23 protein-coding genes are annotated in these 25,832 nt (G+C 46.3%); 17 read left to right on the top strand and 6 right to left on the bottom strand.

The annotated features are described in order from the left end of the window. The 9 genes from GC098_RS13165 (at position 1) to GC098_RS13125 (ending at position 8,360) form a co-directional block, all read left to right on the top strand. Positions 1 to 1,308, top strand: coding sequence for an extracellular solute-binding protein (locus tag GC098_RS13165; RefSeq protein WP_171643643.1), 1,308 nt, complete (start codon positions 1 to 3; stop codon positions 1,306 to 1,308). Positions 1,309 to 1,402: 94 nt separating this feature from the next. Then, the gene (locus GC098_RS13160; RefSeq protein ID WP_171643607.1) at positions 1,403 to 2,293 is read left to right on the top strand and encodes a carbohydrate ABC transporter permease; all 891 of its coding nucleotides are present in this window, start codon (positions 1,403 to 1,405) and stop codon (positions 2,291 to 2,293) included. Between the two features lie 17 nt (positions 2,294 to 2,310). Then, complete coding sequence (locus GC098_RS13155) at positions 2,311 to 3,192, top strand: carbohydrate ABC transporter permease (RefSeq protein ID WP_171643606.1); 882 nt, start codon at positions 2,311 to 2,313, stop codon at positions 3,190 to 3,192. Positions 3,193 to 3,276: 84 nt separating this feature from the next. Next, positions 3,277 to 5,124, top strand: coding sequence for a sensor histidine kinase (locus GC098_RS13150; RefSeq protein ID WP_376773868.1), 1,848 nt, complete (start codon positions 3,277 to 3,279; stop codon positions 5,122 to 5,124). A gap of 3 nt (positions 5,125 to 5,127) precedes the next feature. Continuing rightward, the gene (locus GC098_RS13145) at positions 5,128 to 6,324 is read left to right on the top strand and encodes a response regulator (protein ID WP_171643605.1); all 1,197 of its coding nucleotides are present in this window, start codon (positions 5,128 to 5,130) and stop codon (positions 6,322 to 6,324) included. Positions 6,325 to 6,486: 162 nt separating this feature from the next. Beyond that, positions 6,487 to 7,026 (top strand): C40 family peptidase, encoded by a 540-nt coding sequence (locus GC098_RS13140; protein ID WP_171643604.1) that lies wholly within the window; start codon positions 6,487 to 6,489, stop codon positions 7,024 to 7,026. A gap of 330 nt (positions 7,027 to 7,356) precedes the next feature. Continuing rightward, positions 7,357 to 7,758, top strand: a complete 402-nt coding sequence (locus tag GC098_RS13135) for a pyrophosphohydrolase domain-containing protein (RefSeq protein ID WP_171643603.1) — start codon at positions 7,357 to 7,359, stop codon at positions 7,756 to 7,758. A 13-nt stretch (positions 7,759 to 7,771) separates the two neighbouring features. Then, on the top strand, positions 7,772 to 7,984 hold the full coding sequence (locus tag GC098_RS13130) for a helix-turn-helix domain-containing protein (protein WP_171643602.1): 213 nt from the start codon (positions 7,772 to 7,774) through the stop codon (positions 7,982 to 7,984). A gap of 175 nt (positions 7,985 to 8,159) precedes the next feature. Further along, positions 8,160 to 8,360, top strand: a complete 201-nt coding sequence (locus GC098_RS13125; RefSeq protein WP_028555213.1) for a cold-shock protein — start codon at positions 8,160 to 8,162, stop codon at positions 8,358 to 8,360. A 136-nt stretch (positions 8,361 to 8,496) separates the two neighbouring features. Here GC098_RS13125 and GC098_RS13120 read toward each other — a convergent pair whose 3' ends face one another. The 6 genes from GC098_RS13120 to GC098_RS13095 all read right to left on the bottom strand — a co-directional run bounded on the left by GC098_RS13120 (position 8,497) and on the right by GC098_RS13095 (position 16,187). Beyond that, complete coding sequence (locus GC098_RS13120) at positions 8,497 to 9,813, bottom strand: ABC transporter substrate-binding protein (RefSeq protein WP_171643601.1); 1,317 nt, start codon at positions 9,811 to 9,813, stop codon at positions 8,497 to 8,499. Positions 9,814 to 9,947: 134 nt separating this feature from the next. Then, positions 9,948 to 11,564 carry a response regulator transcription factor gene (locus tag GC098_RS13115; RefSeq protein WP_171643600.1) on the bottom strand — a complete coding sequence of 539 codons (1,617 nt, stop codon included), beginning with the start codon at positions 11,562 to 11,564 and terminating at the stop codon, positions 9,948 to 9,950. After that, positions 11,542 to 13,302, bottom strand: a complete 1,761-nt coding sequence (locus GC098_RS41180) for a sensor histidine kinase (RefSeq protein WP_171643599.1) — start codon at positions 13,300 to 13,302, stop codon at positions 11,542 to 11,544. The genes GC098_RS13115 and GC098_RS41180 overlap by 23 nt, the downstream gene beginning before the upstream one ends. A 77-nt stretch (positions 13,303 to 13,379) precedes the next feature. After that, positions 13,380 to 14,231, bottom strand: coding sequence for a carbohydrate ABC transporter permease (locus tag GC098_RS13105; RefSeq protein WP_171643598.1), 852 nt, complete (start codon positions 14,229 to 14,231; stop codon positions 13,380 to 13,382). Then, positions 14,228 to 15,190, bottom strand: a complete 963-nt coding sequence (locus tag GC098_RS13100) for a carbohydrate ABC transporter permease (RefSeq protein ID WP_171643597.1) — start codon at positions 15,188 to 15,190, stop codon at positions 14,228 to 14,230. Before GC098_RS13100 ends, GC098_RS13105 begins: the two co-directional genes overlap by 4 nt. 205 nt (positions 15,191 to 15,395) lie before the next feature. Further along, a complete protein-coding gene (locus GC098_RS13095; RefSeq protein ID WP_171643641.1) occupies positions 15,396 to 16,187 on the bottom strand; it encodes a putative protein N(5)-glutamine methyltransferase in 792 nt (263 codons plus the stop codon). 278 nt (positions 16,188 to 16,465) lie between these two features. On the opposite strand from GC098_RS13095, the gene GC098_RS13090 reads away from it, so the two are divergent. From GC098_RS13090 to GC098_RS13055, 8 genes are all read left to right on the top strand, one after another. Next, entirely contained in the window at positions 16,466 to 17,434 is a 969-nt protein-coding gene (locus tag GC098_RS13090) for a lysylphosphatidylglycerol synthase transmembrane domain-containing protein (RefSeq protein WP_171643596.1), read from the top strand. A 1-nt stretch (position 17,435) separates the two neighbouring features. Beyond that, complete coding sequence (locus tag GC098_RS13085; RefSeq protein WP_171643595.1) at positions 17,436 to 18,896, top strand: alkaline phosphatase family protein; 1,461 nt, start codon at positions 17,436 to 17,438, stop codon at positions 18,894 to 18,896. After that, positions 18,889 to 19,635, top strand: coding sequence for a glycosyltransferase family 2 protein (locus GC098_RS13080; RefSeq protein ID WP_171643594.1), 747 nt, complete (start codon positions 18,889 to 18,891; stop codon positions 19,633 to 19,635). The genes GC098_RS13085 and GC098_RS13080 overlap by 8 nt, the downstream gene beginning before the upstream one ends. Further along, positions 19,632 to 21,158, top strand: coding sequence for a hypothetical protein (locus GC098_RS13075; protein WP_171643593.1), 1,527 nt, complete (start codon positions 19,632 to 19,634; stop codon positions 21,156 to 21,158). The genes GC098_RS13080 and GC098_RS13075 overlap by 4 nt, the downstream gene beginning before the upstream one ends. A 111-nt stretch (positions 21,159 to 21,269) precedes the next feature. Continuing rightward, a complete protein-coding gene (locus tag GC098_RS13070) occupies positions 21,270 to 22,295 on the top strand; it encodes a hypothetical protein (RefSeq protein ID WP_171643592.1) in 1,026 nt (341 codons plus the stop codon). A gap of 48 nt (positions 22,296 to 22,343) precedes the next feature. Beyond that, positions 22,344 to 23,825 carry a copper amine oxidase N-terminal domain-containing protein gene (locus GC098_RS13065; protein WP_171643591.1) on the top strand — a complete coding sequence of 494 codons (1,482 nt, stop codon included), beginning with the start codon at positions 22,344 to 22,346 and terminating at the stop codon, positions 23,823 to 23,825. An 88-nt stretch (positions 23,826 to 23,913) separates the two neighbouring features. After that, positions 23,914 to 24,837, top strand: a complete 924-nt coding sequence (locus GC098_RS13060; RefSeq protein ID WP_171643590.1) for an FTR1 family iron permease — start codon at positions 23,914 to 23,916, stop codon at positions 24,835 to 24,837. Positions 24,838 to 24,885: 48 nt separating this feature from the next. Beyond that, on the top strand, positions 24,886 to 25,653 hold the full coding sequence (locus GC098_RS13055; RefSeq protein ID WP_171643589.1) for a Rossmann-fold NAD(P)-binding domain-containing protein: 768 nt from the start codon (positions 24,886 to 24,888) through the stop codon (positions 25,651 to 25,653). Positions 25,654 to 25,832: the final 179 nt, after the last annotated feature.

Raw genomic sequence — 25,832 nt, 5'->3', positions numbered from 1 at the left:
ATGGCAATCAGCTTAACGGCATGCGGTTCAGGTGGAAGCACGAATGGCAGCACAACAGATGCGAACACAAGCGCGGCACCGACGGCGACAGCACAAGCTAAAAAGCAGGAGAACATTACGATCACGTTCCAGAATATATATCCGGATCCAACCGATCCAAAGAACGGCATGTTGAAAAAAATCGTTAACGATTACCAAACGAAAAATCCGACCATCAAGATCGAGCTTGACTCCCTGAACACAGATCAACAAAAGCTGAAGCTCAAAACACAAGCCGCTTCCAAAGAGGTTCCCGACATTACGATCGTGAATCCGGCAGCGCAAATGAAACCTTTCGTCGATGCTGGCCTGTTCGCGCCACTGAACGACATGGTGGATCAAAACGGATTAAAAGGGACGTTCCAAGAAGGCATTCTGAACTGGTACACGTTCAACAACAATATCTACGCACTGCCTGACGGTAATAACATTGCTGTCGTTTATTACAATAAAGATCTATTCAAGCAAGCTGGCGTTGAAGTGCCGAAGACTTTCGAAGAAATGGTTGCAACGGTAAAAACACTCAAAGGTAAAGGTATTCAGCCAATGGCGATCGGTGAAAAAGATTCCTGGACAGGTTCCTTTTTGTTCATGAACGTACTGCTTCGCACCAATGGCGGTCCTGGCTTCCTACAATCTGTTGTTGATGGCAAAAAGACTTTTGCTGATCCGGCATTCACAGAAGCAGTAAGCAGCTTCCAAGACCTGGTTCAAGCTGGCGCATTCCAAGAGGGCGCAACCTCTTTTGACTACAACGCAGGCGAAAACTTGTTCAAGACCGGCAAAGCCGCCATGTACTTCATGGGCAGCTGGGCAACAGGTGGAATCGAAACATCTTCCGTTAATGGTAAAGTTGGCGTGTTCAAATTCCCAACGGTTAAAGGTAAAGGGAACCCAGACGAGTTCATGCTTGCTCCAGGAAGCGCGTTCGCCATTTCTGCAAACAGCAAACATTTGAAAGAAACCAAAGATTTCTTGAACTACTTCATGCTGAACTTCCCTAAAGAAGCTTTCGCTGTAAAAGGCGCTGTAGGTATCGCACAAAAAGTTGATGGCGACTTCAAAGCCGCTGGTTACTCCGATATGGCGATGGAAGTGCTTGGCTTGTTCAAACAAGTAAAAGGCGGCGATCTTGCGTTCGACAATACGATGAACCCAGGAACAGCGCAAGGCCACTTAACAAGCATCCAAAACCTTTTCGTACAGAAGAAAGATCCTGCTGAAGTTGGCAAAGAACACCAAACCGCTTACGAAACGAATAAAAAATAAGATGAATTAGCAGCCGAATCGGAATTTATCTTGAGCGCCGCAATGGGCTGAAGGTAAATTCCGATTGGTATATGCCAGGAAGGAGGCGAGCCAAGTGAATGTGTTAAGAGTCTCCAAGTGGACAATTGCCATGTTTGTATTACCGTGTTTGCTGATCTATGTTAGTCTCGTTTTCGTCCCGATTCTCGTGTCTCTTTACAGTGGACTGCTGGATTGGAACGGAATTGGCGAGTCGACGTTCGTTGGTCTCAAAAATTTTCAAACATTGCTTTTCGCAGACCCTGTGTTCTGGCCGTCTGTTCGCCGTACATTAATGTTTGCTGTGTTTTCCATGGCAGAAATTCCGGTCGCTTTAGGTGTAGCTATTCTCCTGAACCGATTTATCAAAAAACCGAATTTTCTCGTTTCGAGTTACTTTTTACCTGTTATTTTATCCGTCGTCATCATCGGTCAATTGTGGAAAACCATTTATAACCCCGCCGCGATGGGGGGCATGCTCAATCAAGTGCTTGATATGTTGAATTTACATGGTTGGACGAGATCGTGGCTGACAGATCCTAAGATTGCGATGTATTCTCTCTATTTTGTAGCCCTATGGCAGTACTTGGGTTACCATACGCTGATCCAGTTTACCGGTATTCAGAATATCCCTGCTGATATTTATGAGGCAGCCCGGATTGACGGAGCCGAGGGGCTTAAAGCCGACTGGCATATTACTTTCCCTATGAATATTCCGATTTTTAAAATATCGATCGTCCTCGCCTTTATCGGTTCGCTGCAAGCGTTCGACATGGTCATGGTCATGACCGCAGGGGGACCGGCACACGCGACAGACGTGATTTCCACGCATATGTACAACATGTCCTTCCTCTCCATGAAATATGGGTATGGAAGCGCGATTGCGGCTTTCTTGGTCGGCATGTGTTTGATCGCAACGGTCATTATTAACACAATATTCAACCGATTAGAGAGAAGATTTTCATGAAGGAGGGGAGTGTTACCATGCAGACCGCAAGGGAAATAGCTTCGGCTAAGCCTGCAACCATTCGGAGACGCAAACGCTTCTCTATCGTCAAAATCATCGTGATCGCCTTTCTTTCCCTACTCGTGGTTACGCAAGTATATCCGCTGCTTTGGCTGGCTATTTACTCATTAAAAAGCAATGAAGAAATCCTGTCGGGCCAATTTTTCGCTCTCCCTCATACGCTTCAATGGAAGAATTTCACGGATGCGATCAAGGCGGGACACTATTTTCAATATTTGAAAAACAGCCTATTCGTCACTTCGGTTACGATGGTGAGCGTCCTGCTGCTCAGTTCCCTTACCTCGTTCGCAATCGCCCGATTCCGTTGGAAATATGGTCAAGTCGTGATGGTCATTTTCCTTATCGGGATGATGGTACCGCTGCAGGCAACGTTATTGCCGCTCATGATTATTTTCAAAAATCTACACGCACTGAACACGCATATTTCGATCATTCTTCCTTATATTGCGTTCCAGACGCCGATTGCGGTCTTTATCCTCAGTGGATTTATGAAATCCATTCCGAGTGAGATTGAGGAATCCGCCGTCATGGATGGCGCGGGGGTTTTCCGGATCTTCCGCAGTATCATTTTACCGATATCCATTCCTCCAATGATGACAGTCTGTATTTTAACTTTCATTAGTATTTGGAACGAATACATTCTCGCGGCGACTTTCATTTCGTCCGAGCGGCTGAAGACGCTGCCTTTCGGGGTGAACAGCTTCGTTAGTCAATATTCGGTCAATTATGGAGCAATCGGTGCCTTCTTAGTACTGGGCGCGCTGCCGGTCATTCTCATCTATTTCTTGTTAGCAGATAAAATTACAAAAGGTATGGTAGCGGGAGCGGTGAAGGGTTAATTTCACCCCTCTCTTTTTGCTGTTTCTATGGATGCCTATGATAAAATAGGAAGTAGCGTATGACGAAAGGGGACCGACAACGAAGTGACACGAGGGCTACACTCCATTCATAATCGGCTATTTCTGCTATTTATCTCCTGTATGCTAGTTCTCGTGCTTCTGGGAAGCGTGCTCTATTATAAGAAGACGACGGATATCATCCATAGTAAAATTAGTGATTTGGCGGAGAAAAATATTTCTCAAACGGTAGGTTTATTTGATTTGCTGCTGCAAGGCTATGACAGTATTACGAAATCCCTGAACAGCAATTATGAAATGCTGAGACTTATCCAAGATCGGGATACGAATAAGGATCAAGCGGTTAGCATTATTAATGAGCGAACCATTACGAATATTCTGGGCGCTATTTATTATTCGCGCGATGATATTGTCGGGATTCATGTCATCACGAATGCGGGCAAAAACTATAACTACGAGCGAGGGTTCGATAGTGTCATCGATACGAGTTATTCGTCCTCGGAGTGGTATCAGAAGCTGCAAGACTCATCCGGAGAAATGGTCTGGCTCGGGTTATTCCAAGGCTCTGTGATCAATCGGTTCCAGAAGGATCCGTTGTTCGTATTCGGGCGTAAGCTGTACGATTTAACGGACCATCGCGCGATCGGTGTCATGCTCATCGAGACGAATCCGCAGCCGATTCTTGCTGCACTTTCGAATGTGACCATTAGCCCGAACAGCCTCGTGTATATTGTTGATCGCGAGAATCGGATGATCGCTTCTACCGCGGAAGAGAAGGTCATTCCGCCTTCCTTCAGCGGGCTTCCACGTCCTCAAACAAATGAGATCATCGTTGATGATCGGACAGATCAACTTATCGTCGCCGCGAAGGCGAAGATGTCGGATTGGACGGTATTCGGCTTAACCCCCAAAGGGGATATTAACGCTGAGGTCGTGAAAACCAGAGAGTATTTGTACGTGGTTATTGTTGTACTCGTTATTTTGTCGACCGCTTTGGCAAGCATCATTTCCCGCAACATCGCTTCACCGCTCAAGCTGCTGATTCGCGAGATGAAGCAAGTGGAGATGGGGAACTTCAAAGGCTCGGTGACGGTGAAGTCGTTTGAAGAAATCAATTCGTTGGTTTCATCGTTTAACCGAATGGTGAATCGGATGGATGAGCTTATCGAGCGCATTACACTCTCTTCCATGAGTGAGAAGAATGCGGAGCTGCAGGCGCTTCAATCGCAGGTTAACCCTCATTTCCTCTATAACACACTGGATATGATTTATTGGATGCTGGATGAGCGGGAGAACGATCGATTGGGCAAGGTGATCTTAGCCCTGTCCCACATGTTTCGATACAGCAGTGACTGGCAGGAAGCGTCTAAGACGACTCTGCGGCAGGAGCTGGATCAAATGCGGCATTACATCACGATTATTGAAAGCCGTTTAGAGGGTAGAGTTAGCACAGACATACAAATTGATCTCGATTATTTGGATGTCATCCTCCCGAAAATGACCTTGCAGCCGATCATCGAGAACGCTGTTAAATATGGGCTGGAGCCTTCCCGTGAGCCGGGTAATCTCCGTGTATTTACGGAGGTTCATGAGCAAGAGCTTCATATCGTTGTTAAGGATAACGGGGTCGGCATCCCGGAGAGTACCCTAGAGGAAATGCAGGAGCTGCTGCGCGCGGACACAACGGAGGGAAATGGTAGGGTGGCCTCGATGAAAATGGAGCAGTCTATAGCGCCAAGCTCCATCCAAGCGGCAAGTCCTTCTGTGAAAACAAGGCGGGGCATTGGACTCACCAATGTTCACCGCCGCATAACGTTAATGTTCGGAGATGCCTACGGGCTCCGTATTCATAGTAAACAAGGGGAAGGAACAACGGTCATCATCGCGATGCCGCTTCCTCGGAAAGGAATGTAAACCATGGACATTCTCATCGTAGATGATGAAACAGTCATACGAGAGGGCATTCAGCGTACGCTGCAGAACCGTTTCCCCGAGCATCGGGTTCATCTGGCTGCGAATGCGGAGCAAGCCATCACGCTGCTGCGGAGCCATCCGATTCACATCGTTCTCACGGACATTCTGATGCCGGGCATGACCGGCCTAGAGCTTATGAATATGTCTCGGAGCCGCCACCCCCATGTGAAATGGGTTGTTATCTCGGCCTATTCGGAGTTTGCCTATGCACAGGAGGCAGTGCGGCTAGGGGCGAAGGACTATTTGCTTAAGCCGATCGGCAAAGAGGTTTTGATCGAAATGATCAGCAAGCTTAGCGAAGAAGTTACGCGTGATACGGAGCTGATCGAAGAGGCTGAACTGCTGAAAGCGAACCGAAAATACTTGCAGGAAGCCGTCTTCCAGCGCTTTGCGCAAGGTTTGGACACGGGCCGCATCGATATGGGACCCTTCATGGAGCAGCACCCTTATTTTCATCTTATCATGGTTAAAATGGAGACCGATAAGCCAGTCTTCCTCGAAAATTTCATTATCGAGAACGTCCTGCTCGAGCTTATCGAGCGCTACGGCAAGGGCTTCGTGACAGTGCACGACAGTAAGAGCCTGCTAGGACTAGTCACGCTGCCGGAAGGCGGCAGCCTTACCCTGCTGGTGGATGAGCTGCGCAGCCATCTCGTGAAGTATCTGAAGGTGCCCTTCCAGATGATGAGCTCCGAGCTGATCGACTGCTTTCAGGCAGTGCCAGCGGAAGTACAGCGCATGAGGCAAGCCTCTACGACGCAAGTCTATGAGCACCATGCCAGCGGTAGCGATCGCTCCATAGAAGTTGCCCTGCAATATATACGCACGCACTACCATGCCGATCTATCGCTAGAGAAGGTCGCTTCGATCGTTTACCTAAACTCTGTCTACTTCAGCCAGCTTTTTAAGCAGAAGACGGGGCAAGGCTTCAAGGAGTACGTAATTCACCTGCGATTGGAGCAGGCTAAGCAGTTTCTGATGAATCCCAAGCTCAAGCTCGCTGATGTGGCTGAACGTATTGGGTACCATGACATGCGCCATTTCTCGCAAGTTTTCCGCAAAAAGTACGGCGTAACCCCGTCGGAATATCGCCAGGAGAACGCAGGTGATAAATCGGATAAATATGTGTCAAGGGAATGATTCTCATCAAATTCTCATGGAATTCTAAGAATGGCGGATAATGCTAGGCGTGGCTTGTCTTTCTCCCTTTTCAGGTAAATACTGGGTGATCGTGGTGTGGTAAGGTGTTATCAGGGCAAACAAGCCCATCACACCACGATCCATGAAGGAGGAAGTCCAATCATGCTATTAGTGAAAAACAACCGCCTTAGCAAATCGTTAGTGGGGATAAGCCTAAGCCTTTCCTTGTTAACTTCAGGAACGATGTTCCTTAATACACAGTCTGCTCATGCAGCAACAGACGCTGCGGCTGCCACAACCTACAGTGCAAGCGCGACAAGCGCCAGCAAAGCTGACGGTATCATACGTACTGCAAAATACTATATAGGTAAAGTTCGCTACGGATTTGGCGTAAGAGATACGAATCGTTTAATCTTAGACTGCTCTGCTTTTACGCAAATGGTGTTTAAAAAGAATGGCGTCACGATCCCTTGGGGATCAAGCGCGCAAGCGAAGTTAGGAACTCGTGTTAAGTATAAATCGCAGTTAAGAAAAGGCGATCTTGTTTTCTTTAGTGTTAGCAAACCAGGCCGTATTAATCACGTTGGCATCTATTTAGGAAATGGTAAGTTTATTAGCAACACAACCAGCTCCGGTGTAGTTATCCGCGATCTAAATACGGGTTACTGGAAAGACAGATTTATTACTGGCCGTCATTTGTAAAATTGGACAAGCAGCTAAAGTGCGAAAATTGCGCTTTAGCTGCTTGCCGTTCGCGAACGCGTAGCAGTCCAATAAGCACAGAAATCGTGCTTATTGAACCACTCTCGCGGAGATAAGCGCGTTTTCCGCGCTTATCTGAGCGCTCCCGCAGCAATAAGCACCGAAACCGCGATTAGCCTCAATCTACCTCCTCAAGCCCTAACTCGATCTCCTTTCATGGTGAAGCATCACCATCGATAGGATCAATCGAGTTAGGGCTTTTTGTTGACCGAGGGCACTTTTAAATGGTATATAAAAGAAAACCGTTTGCAAGGGAGCAGAAGAAACGAAATGACCTTAAAAAAAGCATTTGATGATGTTAAAAAGTTTCATGAAACGTTTGAGCATCCAGTAGGCACATCCCCACAGCGCCTTTCCGAAAGCCGCAAAGCGGCTCGTCTAGCTTGGATGGAAGAAGAACTTCAGGAGTTCAAAGAAGCAGCCACACTGGAAGACGAAGTGGATGCGATGATTGATGAGTTATATTTTGTCCTTGGTACGTTGGTTGAAATGGGTGTGGAGCCTGGACCGATCTTTGATATTGTTCAGCATGCAAATATGTCCAAGGTATGGCCCGATGGACAAGTTCATAAAAATGAGACCGGCAAGACCATCAAGCCCCCCCATTGGCAGGACCCATTCGACAAAATTAAAGCTGAAATTCGCAGACAGCAAGGCAACCAAAATGGCTGAGGAGGGCGCAACAGTGGCGTTTCACACGAAATTAAAGGAGCTCAGACAGCAGCAGAATTTAACGCTCCGAAAGCTCGGCGAGAAGGCTGGAATCAGCTATTCCATCCTGAATTCCATCGAAAATGGTCGAATCGAGCCGTCGAAAGATGTCGCATTAGCACTAGCCATTGCCTTGAAATTAGAGGACAGGGAAGAGTTCTTATCTTTAGCAAGAAATCCCTTCTAGGGATAATTGCATTACACGATATTGTGTGGTAAAGTAATGTTAAGTCTTAAAGATTCACCCTGAATTGCGTATTGCAAAGGGTTATCATTAAGTTAATGAAACCTTTTCCAATGTGTAATTTTTTTGTTCGAAACAAGAAAAAAGACATGTTAATAAAACTTTGGAGGTATTACCCATGGCAGTAGGAACAGTAAAATGGTTTAACGCAGAAAAAGGATTTGGCTTTATCGAAGTTGAAGGCGGCAACGATGTATTCGTACATTTCTCCGCAATCACTGGCGAAGGTTTCAAATCTTTGGACGAAGGCCAACGCGTTGAGTTCAACGTAGTTCAAGGCAACCGCGGACCACAAGCTGAGAACGTTGTAAAACTGTAAGCTTAGCTTGCACAAATAGCATTCTCAAAGAACGGCCTCTTAACATTACGTTGAGGGTCGTTCTTTTTTGCGTTCTGTTCCAAAGGCAGCAAAACCAAAAATAAAGAGCCTCTAAAGAGGCTCTCCATTCACGTTATTATTGATAATCCTTCGCCTTTTTCACAAGCTCCTCATAAGCAGCTTCTGGCGTTATTTTGCCGAACATCACTTTTTCACCAATACTCTTATAATCTTTAGCTGTATAATTACTCCATCCTTTAGCCCCAGCATTGAAAGGCTGAGCGTCAGGAGCAACCGTTTTAATAAGTTCAATTTGCAATTTATCTGCGGGAGTTAACTTAGGTGTTAGGTATTCAAGCATTTTCTTGGAAACCGGCACACCTCTTGTAGTTGATAGAATGTCAGCAGCTTCGCTATCATTCACGAACCAGTCGATGAACTTCTTGGATTCTTCCGCATACTTGGAATCAGCACTTACCGACCAGAACATAGAAGGCTTCAGCCAACCACTGGACTTTGTTCCTTTAGGCTGAGAAACAAGTGAGTAAGCCCCTGGTTTTACACCCTCGTAGCCTGGGAATAACGCAGCGAAGGTACGTTTCATCAATACGCTGTCATTATTCATTAAATCGAGTTTCGCGTCAGACTCTTTGTCTGTGCTAGCGATTTCTGCGGGAGGAATAACTCCGGCTGTTCGCAGCTCAGCATATTTCTTAACAAAGGTTAGCCACGTATCTTTATCGAAGTTGAATTTGCCGTCCTCGGTGATCGGGTAGCCTTTACCCTGACTAATTTGATAAGCAGAATACGTGGTGTAATCGGATGTTGCATCCATCAGCACATATTTGTCTTTATCAAGCTTAGCTTTAGCATCTTTACCAAATTGGAAGTATTCATCCCATGTCCAACCGTTTTTGGGAGGGGTAATTCCTAGTTTATCGACGGCATTCTTATTGTAGATCATGCCCGTTGCATTATTGCCTAGAGCGATTGCATATAGCTTATCTTTAAATTTCCCTGAATCCACGAGCGATTTATCGATATCTTCGGTACGAATGCCTTTGGATAAGTCAGCCAGCTGGTTTCTGCCTGCATACTCGGCTAACCATGCCGGATCCATTTGGATAATATCAGGAGCATTTTTAGCTGCAGCTTGGGTAGCCAGCTTATCCGCGTAGCCATCAAACCCAGAAAATTCAGGCTCAAAGGTCACGTTGGGATGTTTCTTTGTATACGCATCTAATGCTTTTAATGTAGCGTCGTGCCTCGCTTGTGAACCCCACCATACGATGCGAAGCTTAACAGGTTGGGAGGTTGTAGCCGCGGGTGCCGGCGTTGCAGCAGGGCTGCTCCCCGTAGTACTTGGTGTATTTCCGGAACCACATGCACTTAGGGACAGCGCTATCATGGCAGTCATCGAGAGCATGCTCCATTTTCTCATCTGCACTTTCATTGAAAATCCCCTTTCACTACCTCATTATCTTTACAAGTTAATTATAGGACAACTGAAAAGAAGAAAAAGGAGAGTAATGAACACACTTCTTTCACTATTGATCACAATTTGGCGACGAATACGTACATTCCCGGTTATAATCCACTTTTACTTACTTCACTCGGGCTAATGCCATTATATTTTTTGAAAATAGAGCTAAAATAAGGGACGTTTTTGTAGCCAACTTTTTCGGATATCTCATAAATCAAATATTTGCCTTCGGCTAGAAGGGCTTGTGCCTTCTTCATCCTCACTTGTATGACGTAGTTCGTGAAGGTTTCACCGGTCGCTTTCTTGAATATTTGATTCAAATAATTGCGAGACAAGTAAAGCTGCTTCGACATATCCTCCAAGCTGATCTCTTCAGCATAGTGATCATGCGCATATTGAATCATGAAATCAACCGCTTCTTTATGTTTGGAATTCTCGTTCCAATGACGGCTGGTAGCAATGATATGAATTTTGCCTCGCAGCCATTGCTGCAATTGCTCTGGTGTTTGGATTTGACTAATTTCAGGCTGCAGCTTCATTTCTGGAAACAGTTCATCAAGCACAATACCTACGCTGTATAAGGAGTAAGCAAATATGGTCCAAAGCTCTGTACATAAATACTGCAAGTAAGCCGGGGTTATGGTTGACATGGTTTGCAGACGGTTGATATAAGCTTCCACAATCTGTGTAGCCGTTTCTTCTTTGGAATAAACAATCGCTTCCGCAAGCTCTTGATAAAACTTAATTGGACGAATAGCAAGTTCCTTCTCTGATGGAACCGTAGATGGATGTTCTCGTGCAAGCGGTGGGTTGATGGTCATCTGTAATAAATCTAGAAAGGCTTCCTCGGTGGAATCAGAAATCTCCTGCCATGATTCCTTCATCTGGCCTAGCCCTAGACGGATCGTTAGACGCAGATAAGTAAGGACACAGTCCGTGATACGCTCGCCAATCAATTGAATCCTACGCATAACGTCATCTATTACACTCGAACGCTCAATATGAAACATAATTGCGGCATGATGGCTGTGAAGCTCAATGAAGTCGGACTCAGGCCAATCTTCAGCTAAGATTTCTCTAATAATATTGGCTAATGCAAAACGAAATAAATTCCAATCGATTAGCGATAGGTTAGCCGTGCGAACAGTGCTCATCAGCTCTATACCCATCACGAGGTGGTTTCTTTGCAGCCAGTAGGCTTGTTCAGATAGCTGAATGCTCTCCGCGGCAATCGTTTCATTAAAGGTGCCAGTAATGACCGACTTGAGCCATTCTTGCTGCACAAAGGGCTCATACATCATCAGCCTTCTTTTGACTTCATCTTGCTCTATTTTTTTCAGTTCTTTCGTTTCCAGTTCTTTAATGACTTTGGCTAGCACAGCGCCCAGTTCTTCAATGGTTACGGGCTTGGACAAATAATCACTAACCTGCAGCCGCAATGCCTGCCGTGCATACTGGAAGTCAGCGTAACCGCTTAGGATGATCAATTCACCGGGAAAGTTAGTCTCTCGGAGCTTCTCAATCATTTCCAGGCCGTTCATCACAGGCATGTAAATATCCGTAATCACGATATCCGGCTGAGTTTGTCGGACCATCTCTAAACCTTCGGCGCCATCACTGGCTTCACCCACTAATTCTGCGTCAATGGACTCCCAAGGAATCGCCTTCTTCATACCTTCCAACACTTGAAAGTCGTCATCAATAATCAGTATTTTCCACATGATACCTCTCCTCGACTTCTTCTTTATTTTGGATTTGCGGCAATAGAATGGTGACTTCGGTGCCCTTGCCTTCCGTACTTGTAATATGGACCCCATAAGGAGGCCCGAAATAAGCCTCAATTCGTTCTTTCACGTTTCGCAATCCGTAACCGCCTGTTTTTCTTGCTTTGGGTTGATCCCAATCGGGTCGCAGCCCAACACCATCATCCCAAACTTGAAATTGGATGTCTTGCCCTAGCAACTGCACATTTACTCGGATTTCTCCTTTTTTTCGCCCGTGAAAACCGTGGATGATCGCATTTTCGATAAAAGGCTGCAGGGTAAGTCTCGGTATAAAGAGGTCTTTGGCTGTTTCATCGACGGAGATGGTGAATGCCAAGCGATCGCCCCAACGAATTTGCTGTATTTGCAAATAACATTCGACATGCGTCATTTCATCTGCGATGGGAATCAATGTCTCACCATTGGATAGGCCGATGCGAAACATTTTACCCATTAAGGAGAGGATCTTGCTGATTTTGGTTTGACCGGAATCAATAGCTAACCAGTTTAGTTGATCCAAAGTGTTGTACAGAAAATGGGGATTGATCATGGCCTGCAGCGCCTTAATTTCAGCTTCGCGTTGGCGCTTGTGCTGAGCCTTCAAAGATGTTAAAAGTTCCTCAATTCGTTCCATTTGTTTACGATAGCCGTTAAATAAATTCCCAAACTCATTGGTGTAGTCTGTAGGCAAGTCCGAAACAAGTCCCCGATCAGGAAGCTTATTCATAAAAGCAACCAAAAGTCGAATGGGATTGGTGAATTGTCTGGATAAAAAGAAAGTGAAAAAGGAAGCGATAAATATGGCGGATAAGCCAACAGTTAAGAGAATTAGCGCTAATCGAATACTGCCATGGACAATGCTCTTCCACGGTGTCACCTCAACTAATGTCCAGTTCGAGGGGGATTTACTCCAAACGAGTAAGGATTCAATTTGTTCTTTGGCTTTTAAATGAACACTTCCGGACTTCTCCTTAAGCAACCTAATCTTCTCCAGCTCACTCTCTTGTAAGTTGGGATCACCGATAGCAGCAATTGTTCTGCCGCCATCGTCAACTAACAGTCTGCTTCTTCCCTCCGTTTCACCTCGAATCAAATTCTGGATTTCGGATGATTTCACATTGAGTAAGAGCAAGCCATAATAGATACCTGAGTTATTATAAAGCTTTCTTGCAAAGCTAGTAACCGATAGGGAGCCTTTATTGGTTTGAATCGTACGTTCTTTTACCCAGGCAAAATCATTGTTTTGAATGTCCGAAAACCAATCCTCATACTTCACCCTCTCTAAGTCATAAACGCGAATTGGCCCCTGAGCATCTGTCACAAACGGGCGTTCGATATATAAATAAATGGATTGCACCATTGTCGTGCTGTAGGTAATGCTGGCAAGTAGATTAGCCAAATCTTCCTTACGCTTTTTTAGCTCAAATAAGTCAGTCTCCAGAGGATCATACCCGATAATATCGATATTTCTAGAGGCTGCATTAGACATCTGCTCAATAGAGTTTAACTGAGTGACCAAGCGCTTATTCAATTCATTTAACAGATCCTGCTGATAATTAGCGGTGTTGTCAGCTAACTCGCGTGAAGTTAGGCTGTAGCTGATCCAGGAGGAAATGAGCAGCAGCACGGCAATGAATGCGGCGAAGCTTCCAAAGAACAGGCGGCCGATTCGAACACGCTTGAATAGGTTAAACACAGCAGCTCCTCCTCATTTACTTCCATAAAAGTGGAAAAAAGGCTGCGGTAGCGCAACCTTTTTCTTATTATATTATTCTATCCTTTCACTGCACCTGAAGCAATGCCATCGACAAAATGGCGCTGCGCCATAAAAAAGAGAATCAGTGATGGAATAATAGAAACGAGCGACATGGCAAGTAATTGTCCCCACGGAAGCGCAGATTGGCTGTCGACGAACAGCTTCAAGGCAAGACCGACGGTGTATTTGCTCACCGAATTGATATACAGCAAGTGTCCGAAGAAATCGTCCCAATTCCAAAGGAAACAATAAATGGCGACCGTTACGAGTGCGGGCTTCGTTAAGGGCAGCACAATGCGTAGGTAAATACCGAACCAGCTGCAGCCGTCCATTTTGGCCGATTCATCCAGCTCCCGCGGAATCCCGCGAATAAACTGCACCAAAAGGAAGATGAAGAAAGGTCCTCCGATACCGCCTGCAAGGGCATGTGGAACATAGAAAGGCAGATACGTATTGACCCAACCCCAAGTATTAAACATGATGTACTGGGGAACAAGTGTCACTTGACTTGGCAGCATCAGGGTGACCATCAGAATGGAAAACCAGAAATTTTTCAGCGGAAAATCCAATCGAGCGAAACCAAAAGCCACCAAGCTGCAGGAAATGATAGACGTTACAAGAACTCCTGCAATCAGTTCAAAGGTATTCAGATAAAAATGAGTAAAGGTAAACTTAGGAATGGCGACCCACCCTTGGCTGAAGTTACTCCATAACCACTCCGTAGGAAAGAAACTGGGCGAGCTCATCTCCGCGTTCGATTTAAAGGCAGCTCCTACCCACCATAACATGGGATATATCATGACTAGACTAAACAGTGCTAATAAGAAATGCGTTCGAAAAGTCCGTGCGCCAATTAGCTGGTTTCTCATTTTCTTCTCCCTCCTTCTGTTTCATAGAATACCCAGTAACGGGATGAGGCGAAAATTAAAGCTGTTACGATCGCAATCACCACTAGGAGTATCCATGCCAGAGCGGAAGCATAACCCATCTCATATCTAGAAAAAGCGCGATCATATAGGTATAACGCGTACATATACGTGGAGTTAATAGGTCCGCCTTTCGTAATAATGAAGGCTTGGGTAAACATTTGAAAGGAACCGATTGTCTGCAGCACGAGATTAAACAACAGAACAGGCGACAGCATAGGTAATGTAATACTAAAAAACTGTCTGACTTTAGATGCCCCATCCACGGAAGAAGCCTCGTATAACTCGGCAGGTATTTGTTTTAATCCGGCTAGGAAAATAACCATCGAAGAACCAAACTGCCAAGCAACCAGAATAATTAAGGTGCCTAATGCCGTATTGGGATTGCTAATCCAACTAATTCCCTCAATACCGAAATAACTTAAAAATCGATTGATAAAACCGTTAATACCGAAAATATTTTGCCAAAGTATAGCTACAGCAATGCTGCTCCCTATTAATGAAGGCAAGTAGATGAACGTTCGATAAACAGAAATCCCTTTTATTTTCTTGTTAAGCACCATCGCAACCATTAAGGCGCTGAAGAGTTTGATTGGCACGGATAAAACGACGAAAAGAATCGTTATTTTCAATGATTGACGAAACATTTCATCGTCTGCAAAAATACGCTCATAGTTTCTTAGGCCAATCCACTCTGGCGCATCTAACAACGTATATTTCGTGAAAGAGTAATACATCGATTGAACCATCGGCCATAAGGTTAACAGCAGAAATCCAAGTAACCACGGGGAAATAAAAAGATACCCAGCTATGGGCGATTCCCAGCGTCCTTTCAGGGTGAATGCCGTTGTTATTTTGCGTGAAGAAAGCTTTTGGGGAGCCAATCTAGTTTCGGGCTTCATCGGGATAACCGCCTTTCATTTCAATAACACCTTTATATGTAGTATAAAAGGTATTGCCCACCCGAAAAATGAGAGTAATGAACACAATTCATTCACAATCGAACAAATTGTTCGGAGAATTAATAAACAAAAACCCAGTCAAAACACCAAAATAAAGTGTTAGACTGGGTTTTTATTTACTACTGGCTGCTCTGCCAAGCAGGGTTCACCTTTCGTTTGCGGACAGGCCGGGCCTGGTTCCTATTACGACTGTGGCGTCCAGTTCATCTAATCTGGCCACCTGCGGGATCAGCCCATTGCTAACGAAAATTTGGGCTGTCTGCGACGCCTGCCGCTGGCTAGTCTCGACCAGAAGATGGCCGCCCGGTGCCAGCCAGATTGGCGCTGCAGCCGCCACCCGGCGCTGGACGTTAAGCCCATCTGCGCCCCCGTCGAGCGCCACCAACGATTCGTGAATTCGGGCCTCTGGAGGCAGCAACCTGATCGCCTCGGTGGGGACGTAAGGTGCGTTGGCGACCAAGATGTCGACGCGGCCTTGCAGAAAGGCGGGCAGCGGCTCGTAGAGGTCACCTTCATATACGTGACCACTAGCGGGAGTGATGTTGCGGCGGGCACACCGTACTGCGGCTGGGGCGATGTCGGTGGCGTACAACTCGATCCGTTCTAAGACGGCAGCTAGTGCTGTGCCCACCGCTCCCGAGCCGCAGCACAGGTCGACCACTACGGCTCCTGACTGTGCGAGGGCTGCGGCTTGGCGAACGAGAAATTCTGTGCGGTGGCGAGGAACGAAGACTCCTGGATCCACGGCTATCTTGAGACCGCAAAATTCCGCCCATCCGATGACGTGTTCGAGAGGCAAACCGGCGATTCGACGATCCACCATGGTGATGAGATCATCCGACGTCTGGGCTGCTGAGGCGAGTAACCGGGCTTCCTCTTCGGCGAAAACACAACCAGCTGCTCGAAGCCTGCTGACATAGATTGTTTCATTTATAATTTATCTTCACTCTCTTTCGAATAAATCCATCATGGTTCCTTATAAACATGATAACAAAACATATAAGGACAATGCGGATAAAGAATCGCTATAGTCATTCTGTCCGATCGTCAGTCTTGCTCTGCATGATTATTCACCCGCAAGGTGATTTGTTCGTTATCTAAAAGAGTAAGATTAGGTTGACGTAACCCCCTAAACCGCCTATACTGACCATGATTCTCATTCTCACATTAAAATAGTTTGAGGTACCCCTTAACTAAAAGAAGGTCACAACAAATATGCTAACGAAGAAACAAGTTGTTCGTTTCATGGCGATTCTTTTGATCGTTTGTTCTATTTTTTTAACATGGCAATGGTTCGATTCGAAGGAGTGGCTTCGTGATGTGGGGCTGCTTTTCCATCAACCGCAATGGTTGGTTTTCATGTTCGTCATCTACCTGCTCTCCTTCCTCCTAAAGGCTGCAGCTTGGCGAATTTACGCAGGACCCGAAGTGCGATTCAGCATCTATTTTCATGCCATTAGCTATAGCTTGCTCGTCAATCATGTACTTCCGGTGAAAGCGGGAGATGGCGTTCGTGCTGGCTTATATATGAAGCAAGGGGGAAAATCGTGGGAGGAGGCGTTCCATTCCGTTGCGGTCATGCGATTGCTTGATATGTTAGTGCTTGCTGGCATTGGGGGAATCGGCATCGTAAGGTTAGGACTACCCTCTTCTTGGATATGGGTGACGGTGCTGGCTGGGGGAACGTTGATTCTCGCAACAGCGCATTACTTGCCTGTGATTCGCAAAATTCCGTTCATAGCGAAGCATTCGGCATATTTTCATCTAAAAATGCTTTCTGGCAAAGGGATTGTCATTATAGGCTTAATTGCTCTAAGCTGGATCTTAGAAGCTGGTGTTATCTTTGCTGTTGCACGCATGATCGGCTTGCAGCTTGGGACAATCTCGCTTGTTTGGGCGAATAGTATGACGATTGCTGGACAAATTTTTCATATTACCCCAGGTGGGATAGGTACCTATGAGAGTACAATGAGCGGGTCACTTGTCTTGCTAGGTGTTGATGGTAAGGATGCTTATAGAGCGGCACTTGTGTCGCATACCTTTAAATTTCTATTTGCTTATACGCTAGGGGTCTATTCACTTGTGCGAATGCCCTTACGTTGGCGCGAGATGAAAACCTGGATTGGGCGGCTTACGAGTCACAAAAAACCATCATTGAATGGCAACGCACGGAAGGATGATTAAAATGAAAAAAGCTTCATCGTTTGAAATAGTCGCAGCTCGCTGCTGGAATTTGCTAAATGAGGGAAAACCGTTTACCCCGATTTTCGTTGTGGGTGTCTTTCTGCTCTATCATATCGGCGTTTGGTCCGATCCTAGCTTTTGGAGTGCCGCTGGTTTGGGGCTGCTTGTGACCCTCCCTCTTTTTGTGCTGTATTATTGCTTTGATTTTCCGCTTTTTTTGCGAAATTATTTATGGATGCCGTTAATTGCTGCGCTGCTGATTTGGGAGCGGTCTGATTTCTCGCTGTATTTGCTAGCGCTTGGGTTGTTCTACTTTTTTACGGTGTATTTCTGGGGCACTTTTTACTATCATCTGAGAATTGGGACGACTTGGTGGAATTTCACACGGTTCTGGAAGCTTGTTCTGAAAAATAGTGACTCAACTAGCGGAAATGCGCAGGAGCAGATGCCTAAGTTTTTGCTGCTGCTTTTCGTATGGAATCATTATTACCGTCAATTTGAGACTGGCGTTTCCGCTGATGTGGGTACGGGGCTTCTATTTGCGGGCGGATTGCTGATATACAGCTTTATTCTCCACCGTTATTTGTTTGACTGGAAACCAGCCGAAATCCCTACGTACACACGCGATTCAAGCGGTGTACAAGCAGGTGGACAAGCGCTGAACAAGAAGGTCATTGTGATTGTCGTGGACGGGATGCGCAAAGAGCGCTTTGAAGAAGCCGACGCACCATTTATGAAGAAACTGCGAGCAGAAGGCACGGAATATGCCCAAATGGAAACCGTGTATCCTGCACGTACCGTGGTATGTTTCTCTTCGATGTTTACAGGTACTTACCCGCGCGAGCACGGTATTCGCTCCAATATGGTTTGGAGGCTGGGTATTCGGGTTGAAAGTATTTTTGATTCGCTGCGTAAGGTTGGGAAAAAAGGACGTCTGCTCGGCATAGCGCACTTAATCGACTCCATGGGAGACGATGTTGAGAGTGTGACCGCTGTGATGCATAACGATGTTGCAGATCGTAATATTATCGAACGGGCGAAGAAGATCATGGCCGAACAAAACCCGGATTTACTCGTTGCCCAATTGATTGGTGTTGACCAAACGGGTCACAGCCGAGGCGTTTTATATGACGATTATACGCAAAAAATCGCAGAAGCCGATAAATTAATTGAAGAATTCGTCGGCTGGCTTGAAGAGCGTGGCATGATGGAGAATACGACACTTATCATATGTGCCGATCACGGGCAGGCTGATGGTATTGGCGGTCATGGCCATTTGGATGAGGGTGAGCGTTATGTGCCTTTCTTCCTGCATGGTGGGGCCATAGAGGCCGGCCGTCGCATTGATGAAAAGCATTCCCTTGTATCCATGGCTCCGACCCTAGCTTATCTACTGGGAGCTCCATTCCCGAGCCATAGTCGCGGACCCGTCCTAACGGAGGCAATCAAGCATCATGACTAAGAAGAAAATCATCGTTTTCATGCCTGCGCATAACGAAGAAGAGAATATCAGCGGGGTTATTGCTCGCGTGCCGAGAGCTTTCCACCCCCAGTTTGAGGTGGAGGTGCTCGTCATCGACGACGGCTCCAAAGACCGTACGGTCGTCGTAGCGAAGGCAGCGGGAGCCAACCATATCGTGTCGTTCCCGCATAATAAAGGGCTCGGCGCTGCCGTTCGTGAAGGGCTGAAGCAATGCTGCCTGCTAGGCGCCGACATTGGTATCATGATTGATGCGGATAATGAGTATCCGCCGGAACAGATTCCCGATGTCCTTGCACCCATCATCGCCGGGAGCGCGGATTACACCTTCGGCTCACGCTTCAAAGGGCAAATTCAAGGCATGAAGCTGCATCGCCGCTTAGGCAACTATACGTTCACACTGCTGCAGGCGATCCTGCTGCGCAGATGGATTTATGACGGCCAATCCGGGATGCGCGGGTTTTCCCGCGATGCGATGGAGAATGCCGTTATTGTCCACGATTATAACTATGCCCAGGTGCTCACGTTGAATCTGGTTCGCCAAGGGTATCGTTTGGAGGAGATTCCGATCACCTATCAAGTGCGTACGAAAGGGCAATCCTTCATCAAATTCAGACAATATGTAACCTCCGTTCTTCCAGCGATCTATAAAGAAATGAGACGCCCTGTCTCCAAACGCAATGTGAATCCACAGACGAATCGAGATGATGCGGGCGTATGAGACTCAACACAGTATGGTTGGCGCTGTTCGCAGCTGCTGTTATTGCTGGAGTGACGTGCCTAAGTATTGTTTACGCCAGCCCCTTTGCTCGAACGTGGGACGAGGTCGATTTCACATTGGCACTACATAGGTATGATTTGCTCGCCATGCAGCCTCATTTTCCGGGTTATCCGTATTATATTCTAGGCGGATGGTTTATTAACCAGTGGATGAATAATCCCGTTAAAGCTTTATCTGTCTTCAATACCCTAGCAGCCTTAAGCTCCGCGCTTCCGATGTTTTTACTGGCAAATCGTCTGACAGGAAGCGGCATGAAGAGTCTTTTACTGCCTGCGCTCGTGTTAAGCAGCCCCTACATTTGGCTCATGTCCTCACGTCCCATGTCGGAGTGTGCGGGTATGGCCTTATTGTGGTGGTTTCTTTGGAGTATCCGCTTTGCGATGGATCGTCCAGGTTCAATGCTTCGTCATGGTCTAGCACTGTTGATGTTCGGCTTCCTTATGGGTACACGCCTATCCTTCTTTCCATACGGTCTAGCGCTAGTGCCGCTCTGGTACGGAATTTGGCAGCACAGTGCGGGCGGTTGGCGGAGATGGCTGAGACTGGGGTGCTCGGCTTTGGCTGCGCTGTTGTTTCAACTGCTTTGGATAGCGGGGTTGGTTCTTTCCGAAGGAACCCTAACCGGCTTCTGGAAGCTTTCTGTAGCTTTCGTTGAAGGGCACTTCTCCGAATGGGGCGGCGGCATTATCTCTACCCCGATGCCGCTTGGAGAAAGAATCTACCAGCTCATTGGACACAATTTACTGGGATCAGCCCTGCTAGGCGGTTCCATTCTCATTGGCATTTGGCTTGTTATTATGGTTGCTGCAGCGGTTATCGGTCGGAGATTCGTTCCTACAAGTGTGCAGGGCAATGAGAATCGCCGTTATATCTTCTGGCTCGTTGGGTGTGCCGTTTTGTACACCCTTTGGGCACTTTTTGGTCAAAACATTGAGAAACCGCGTCATATCGTTCCTGTCGTTGCCCCGATGTTGCTTCTTATGTTTGTTTTTATCATTCGGACGGCAGAGGGATTAAGGACATCCACGCATGGGATACGTCTATTGAGAATAGCGCCAACGATCCTATACGCCCTTCTCATTAGCCTCATTTCCATTCAAGTCGTCTACGGGGCTCAACTTCAGAAACGGCAGGCCTTGGAAGAGCCGGCGGTTTATCAGCTTCATGACTATGTAAGCAGCTTGCAAGAGCCTCTCCTGCTGTTTACATGGGAAGAAACGAGAGTCCTGCAGTACTTGCAAGCCGACTACGATCATGAGCGCATCTATACGTATGGGTACTTTCAAGTATTGGCTGGGGCGAATCCCGAGCGGCGAGTGCTGCTAACCGATCATGTCGTTCAAGGCTTTGAGCAGCAAGGCAAATCGGTGAAGGAGCATGTTAAGCAGCTTGCTGAGTTTAAGTCGGACGCTTTATTTGACCCGGCGTATGGCCGCATTATTTTATATGAGTGGGTGCGCTAAGTCCGGATTCATCTTTTCAGCAAAGTAAAATAATGGTTGACACAAATATGGACAATGATTATCATTATCAATGACAACAAGGTTCCAAACATTCATAACAGGGGTGAAGACATGAAACGATGGCTACTGGCCGGTTTGACTTTTGTTCTAGCGGCATTGATCATCTTGCCGTCCTCCGCGTTGGCTTATTCGTATGGTGACGCCAATACAGAAGCTGTCGCTGAAACCTTTAAGCTGGTTCAAACCAGTATAGGCGATGGTGCGGACAATTGGGGCGCTGCGGAAGGTGCTTACAAGGAGATTAGAGCAGAACTCGTATCGCACTTCGGCGAAGGAATAGCTGCCACACTGGATGCTAATTTCCAGGCCAAAGATAGTAAAGCAGTCATTGCTAATTTCAAAGCTGTCCTTGTGATGAACTTGGATCGACGGTTTACCTATGCTGTTAAAGGCATTGATGATTATGCAGAGTCTAAACTCTTACTAGCCAAAGCTAAGGCGACCTTTGACACACTGGAGCCTTATGTGGGGGCGGGTTCGAGTGAAATTAATAAAGCTTTCGAAACTGCACTTGAAGCGCTAGGGAATCCTGGATTGTTCGGTGTAGGGAAGAAGGATGTTCAGCCAGATGTCTTCAAGGAAAAGGTCAATTTTATCTATGGTAAGGTGAAGCCTTTGTTCCCTTATAAGGCTTACGTCAAGCCAGCTGCTTCAAGTGAGCCTACCTCCGTTCCCAAACCGCAGGCAACAACTGCGCCCGTTAAGAATGAGACAGGGGCCAAGGCAGAACAACCAGTATCACCGGTTAAAGATGCTAAACCGACAGAAACAAAGTCACCCGATGCAGCTGCAGCGGTGGAGACGAAGTCGCCTGAGCCTACTGCGACGGCTAGTGCTAGCCCGGCGGCAACTACGGAAGCAGCTCAGCCTTCAGCTACTGTAGAAGCGCCAGCTAAAGCGTCGGAAGCAGCGGGTTCGGATACTAAGCAAGCTGACTCGGTGAAAGAAGCGTCCGCACATGCACCTATGGAGCGTTCCGATAAAACGAATCCGTTTGTCAGTGTAGCTGTTATCGGAGGGGTTATCGTTCTTTTGGGCGGAGGCGTATGGTTCGCTCGCAAAAGAAAATGGATTTAATTATATTTCTTAAACAAAACTTGAGATGAATAGAGGAGAAACTTTATTATGCGTAAATTTCTAGCTGTAGCTTTAAGTGTTTCATTAGCTTTATCTAGCGTTGTTACTGTTACATCCGTTGCTTTTGCAGAAAGTAAATACCAAATCACAGAAGATCAATCGATCACTGCCTCCATCAAGTCTTTCACGGATATCAAAGCTCTTTTCACGGATAAAACGGTACTTGCAGATGTTCAGAAATTTTACGTAGATAAATTCCAAACCGAAGTTAAACGCATTGATACAACCATTAAAGCAGACGATCCTAAGATCGATGCAAACATCACACTTGTCCTCGACAGTGCTATCAAAGGCGATTTGAAAGTCGACCAAGCGAAACAAGCGATTGATAAGGGTCTACAATGGTACTATTTCTTGGCTGTACGTGATTTGGTCAACAACCAAGTGCGTCCTGCTTTGACTAAAGGCGATGTTGCCGGAGCGAAAGCGGCTTTTGATAAAGTTGTACAAATTTATGAAGCTGTTCTTGAACCAAACGTTGTGAAACGCGACGCGAAATATAGCTTAAACATGGTTTCACTTTTGAAAACAACCATTGAACTTATGCAAAAAGATATTAAAGAGAATAACTTGAATGAATTCAATGTTCACCGTCAGTTCCTTGACAAAACGTTGATCAAAAACTACACACTCGCTACATTTACATATGCAGAAAGCATTGCTACTAAGGCTCCTGCTGATCAACCTGCAGCGATTACAGAAGCTTACTTCCTCTACATGCCGGTATATACCTACCTCAGAGGTGGTAGTATCGCAGATGCTAACTTCGTGAGAGATGCCTTCGCATCCGGCGATGCAAGCAAAATCAAAAAAGACGAAATCCAAGATGCGTTACACCGTACAATGATCGGTAAAGTATCTGAATATGTGAAGCAAGCGTTCACGAAGCTTGAAGCTGGGGACCTGCAAGGTGCACGCGGATATGCGGCAGAAGGCAACATGTTCCTTGCTAGCCAAGAAGTTTTCTTAGGTAAAGAGAAGTATGCAGCTGCTGTTGAAGTGGCAACGAAATTCTCAAACGCTGTAGACGCATCTGATCTGGCTGCTGCACAAGAGTATGGCTTCCAAGTTCTTAAGTTCCAAGTTGGTAAAGATGGTTCAAGTTTAAAAATTGGCAGTAAGGATTACCAAGTAGACGGAAAAGCTTTCACAGCTGAAAATGCGCCTTTCATTAACGCAGAAAGCGGACGTACGTTGGTGCCGGTTCGTGTTATTGCACAAGCGATTCAAGCTCAAGTTGAATGGGTAGATGCAACGAAAACTGTTGTCATCACAAAAGATGGTAAGAAAACAGAAATTACATTAGGGTCCGATAAAGTGGTACAAAATGGTGAAGTAAGTGATAAAGTGCAACTGGATCAACCGGTTATTATCGAAAACGGAAGCTCATTCATTCCATTACGTGCTGTAGCTGAGTTGTTCAGCAAACGTGTATTCTACCAAAATGGTGAAATTATCATTCTTCGTTAATCATTTCGTTCATAGCGAAGACACTTGTGCCTAGTAGGCGCAAGTGTCTTTCAGCATGCAGCAACAAGGAAGAGACAGGGGGCAGATTATGGATTTACAGGCATTTCTCATTACGTTTCGTGAGGCGCTTGAGGCCATTCTCATTGTTGGTGTCATCGTTACGTATTTAACTCGTATTGATGCCGTGCACTGGCATAAATGGGTATGGGTTGGTGTGTTTCTGGCTTTGATCGTGAGTTACGGCTTGGCTTTGGCTTTCCAGGTTTTATTGACTGGCTTCGCCAGTATGGGCAGCCAAAATTACTTAAAAATCGGTATCATGCTCGTCTCTACCGGGCTGCTGACACATATGATCATGTTCATGGGCAAACAGAACAGCGAGCTGCAAGGGAAGGTTCAGAGCAAGGTTGCTCATATTCTAACCATTGGCGGCGCCATTAATATGGTAGTCCACTCGTTCTTAGTCGTTGTGCGCGAAGGCGTGGAGACGGTTTTCTTTTTTGCGGCAATTACAGGTGGAAACATACAGAAAGCACTCGAAAGCTGGGGAGCACTGGGTGGACTCATTCTAGCTGTCGTAATTGGTCTTCTCTTTTTCAAAGGGACGAAAAAAATTCGGTTGGGCACGTTCTTTCGCATAACCAGTGTATTTCTGATGATGATTTCTGCGGGTTTGTTCGTGCAAGCTATCGGAATTATGCAGGATTTGGGTATTATTGGAAGTTTGTATCGGACGGCGGGACACCAAATCGGTGAAATATATAATATAACGGGATTTATGCCGGAGCATCCAATTGATGGTGTGCAATATCTCCGTGACATGGGTAAAGAGCCGCTTATTAACGGCCAAGTTGGCATTTTCTTCAAAGCGTTCCTAGGCTATACACAGAACCCTTCACTGGAAGAATTCGTAGGTTACTGGGGATACTACTTCTTGGTATTCATCTTGCTTGCCGTTCAGAAGAAGCGTCATGAACAGGAGCAGGTAGAAGAAGAGAAAGTGGCTGCGTGATAGCTGCAGTAGGAATTTAGAATGGCTAAGCATAAGGAGAGAGGGCAAATGATGAACATAGGAATTGTTGGATACGGTCATGTTGGGAAGGCAATACATGCTTTGTTTCCAAACGCTGCGGTTTATGATGCACCTATGCAGGTGGGCAGCCAAGCTGAGATAAACCAAAGTGATGTCGTCTTCGTCTGTGTTCCGACTCCCTCGCTCCCGAGCGGCAAATGTGATACTTCCATCGTGGAAGAAGTGATCATGTGGCTGACAACCAAAGTCATCGTGATCCGCTCGACAGTTCCTGTAGGATTCACTGATGCTATGAAGGAACGAACGGGGAAAAGAATCGTGTTCCAGCCGGAATACTATGGAGAAACTGTTGATCACCCCTTTTCGGATCTGCGTCATCGGACGTGGCTTACATTTGGAGGCGACTCTGAGGATGTTAGCCTTGTGATTCGTGCCTATCAGCAGGTCTACAACGCAGAAGTGAGAATCCGTCGGACGGATGCCCGCACAGCCGAAATGGCGAAGTATATGGAGAATTGCTTCCTTGCGCTTAAAGTGTCGTTTTGCAATGAGTTTTATGATATTGCCGGAGCCCACGGGATTGATTACAATGAGCTGCGGGAAGTTTGGCTCGAGGACCCGAGAATCGGCCGCAGCCATACCTTCGTGTATGAGGATAGTCGCGGGTACGGCGGGAAATGCTTGCCGAAGGATGTTCATGCGCTGATTAGCATGGCGGACGAGAAAGAAGTTAATGCCGATTTGATGAAGTCTGTTCAACGGAAAAATAGCGATCTTCGTGCTTTATTCGAGTGATCATATAGTAAAAGCCTCCATGTCCACGGATCGCTCGTGGGTTTGGAGGCTTTCTTTCTTATGCCGTCTTGAACAACTGTAATGGTGCTCGTGTTTCCGACATAGATGCAAAAAGTGCATCAAATCATCAGCTATTTTTGATTTTGAGCAGCGATGATGCATTTTGTGCATCAAATTTA

Origin of the sequence: Paenibacillus phytorum, from assembly GCF_013141715.1 — a bacterium.
Taxonomy (GTDB): Bacteria; Bacillota; Bacilli; order Paenibacillales; family NBRC-103111; genus Paenibacillus_E; species Paenibacillus_E phytorum.
The sequence above is the reverse complement of the archived record's forward strand: the minus strand, read 5'-3'. Positions and strand labels throughout refer to the sequence as shown.

Excerpts from the sequence above, each read along its gene's own strand:
- GC098_RS13165 (WP_171643643.1), top strand. The coding sequence starts at position 1 with ATGGCAATCAGCTTAACGGCATGCGGTTCAGGTGGAAGCACGAATGGC.
- GC098_RS13155 (WP_171643606.1), top strand. The coding sequence starts at position 2,311 with ATGCAGACCGCAAGGGAAATAGCTTCGGCTAAGCCTGCAACCATTCGG.
- GC098_RS13145 (WP_171643605.1), top strand. The coding sequence starts at position 5,128 with ATGGACATTCTCATCGTAGATGATGAAACAGTCATACGAGAGGGCATT.
- GC098_RS13140 (WP_171643604.1), top strand. The coding sequence starts at position 6,487 with ATGCTATTAGTGAAAAACAACCGCCTTAGCAAATCGTTAGTGGGGATA.
- GC098_RS13135 (WP_171643603.1), top strand. The coding sequence starts at position 7,357 with ATGACCTTAAAAAAAGCATTTGATGATGTTAAAAAGTTTCATGAAACG.
- GC098_RS13125 (WP_028555213.1), top strand. The coding sequence starts at position 8,160 with ATGGCAGTAGGAACAGTAAAATGGTTTAACGCAGAAAAAGGATTTGGC.
- GC098_RS13120 (WP_171643601.1), bottom strand. The coding sequence starts at position 9,813 with ATGAAAGTGCAGATGAGAAAATGGAGCATGCTCTCGATGACTGCCATG.
- GC098_RS13115 (WP_171643600.1), bottom strand. The coding sequence starts at position 11,564 with ATGTGGAAAATACTGATTATTGATGACGACTTTCAAGTGTTGGAAGGT.
- GC098_RS13105 (WP_171643598.1), bottom strand. The coding sequence starts at position 14,231 with ATGAGAAACCAGCTAATTGGCGCACGGACTTTTCGAACGCATTTCTTA.
- GC098_RS13100 (WP_171643597.1), bottom strand. The coding sequence starts at position 15,190 with ATGAAGCCCGAAACTAGATTGGCTCCCCAAAAGCTTTCTTCACGCAAA.
- GC098_RS13090 (WP_171643596.1), top strand. The coding sequence starts at position 16,466 with ATGCTAACGAAGAAACAAGTTGTTCGTTTCATGGCGATTCTTTTGATC.
- GC098_RS13085 (WP_171643595.1), top strand. The coding sequence starts at position 17,436 with ATGAAAAAAGCTTCATCGTTTGAAATAGTCGCAGCTCGCTGCTGGAAT.
- GC098_RS13080 (WP_171643594.1), top strand. The coding sequence starts at position 18,889 with ATGACTAAGAAGAAAATCATCGTTTTCATGCCTGCGCATAACGAAGAA.
- GC098_RS13075 (WP_171643593.1), top strand. The coding sequence starts at position 19,632 with ATGAGACTCAACACAGTATGGTTGGCGCTGTTCGCAGCTGCTGTTATT.
- GC098_RS13070 (WP_171643592.1), top strand. The coding sequence starts at position 21,270 with ATGAAACGATGGCTACTGGCCGGTTTGACTTTTGTTCTAGCGGCATTG.
- GC098_RS13065 (WP_171643591.1), top strand. The coding sequence starts at position 22,344 with ATGCGTAAATTTCTAGCTGTAGCTTTAAGTGTTTCATTAGCTTTATCT.
- GC098_RS13060 (WP_171643590.1), top strand. The coding sequence starts at position 23,914 with ATGGATTTACAGGCATTTCTCATTACGTTTCGTGAGGCGCTTGAGGCC.
- GC098_RS13055 (WP_171643589.1), top strand. The coding sequence starts at position 24,886 with ATGATGAACATAGGAATTGTTGGATACGGTCATGTTGGGAAGGCAATA.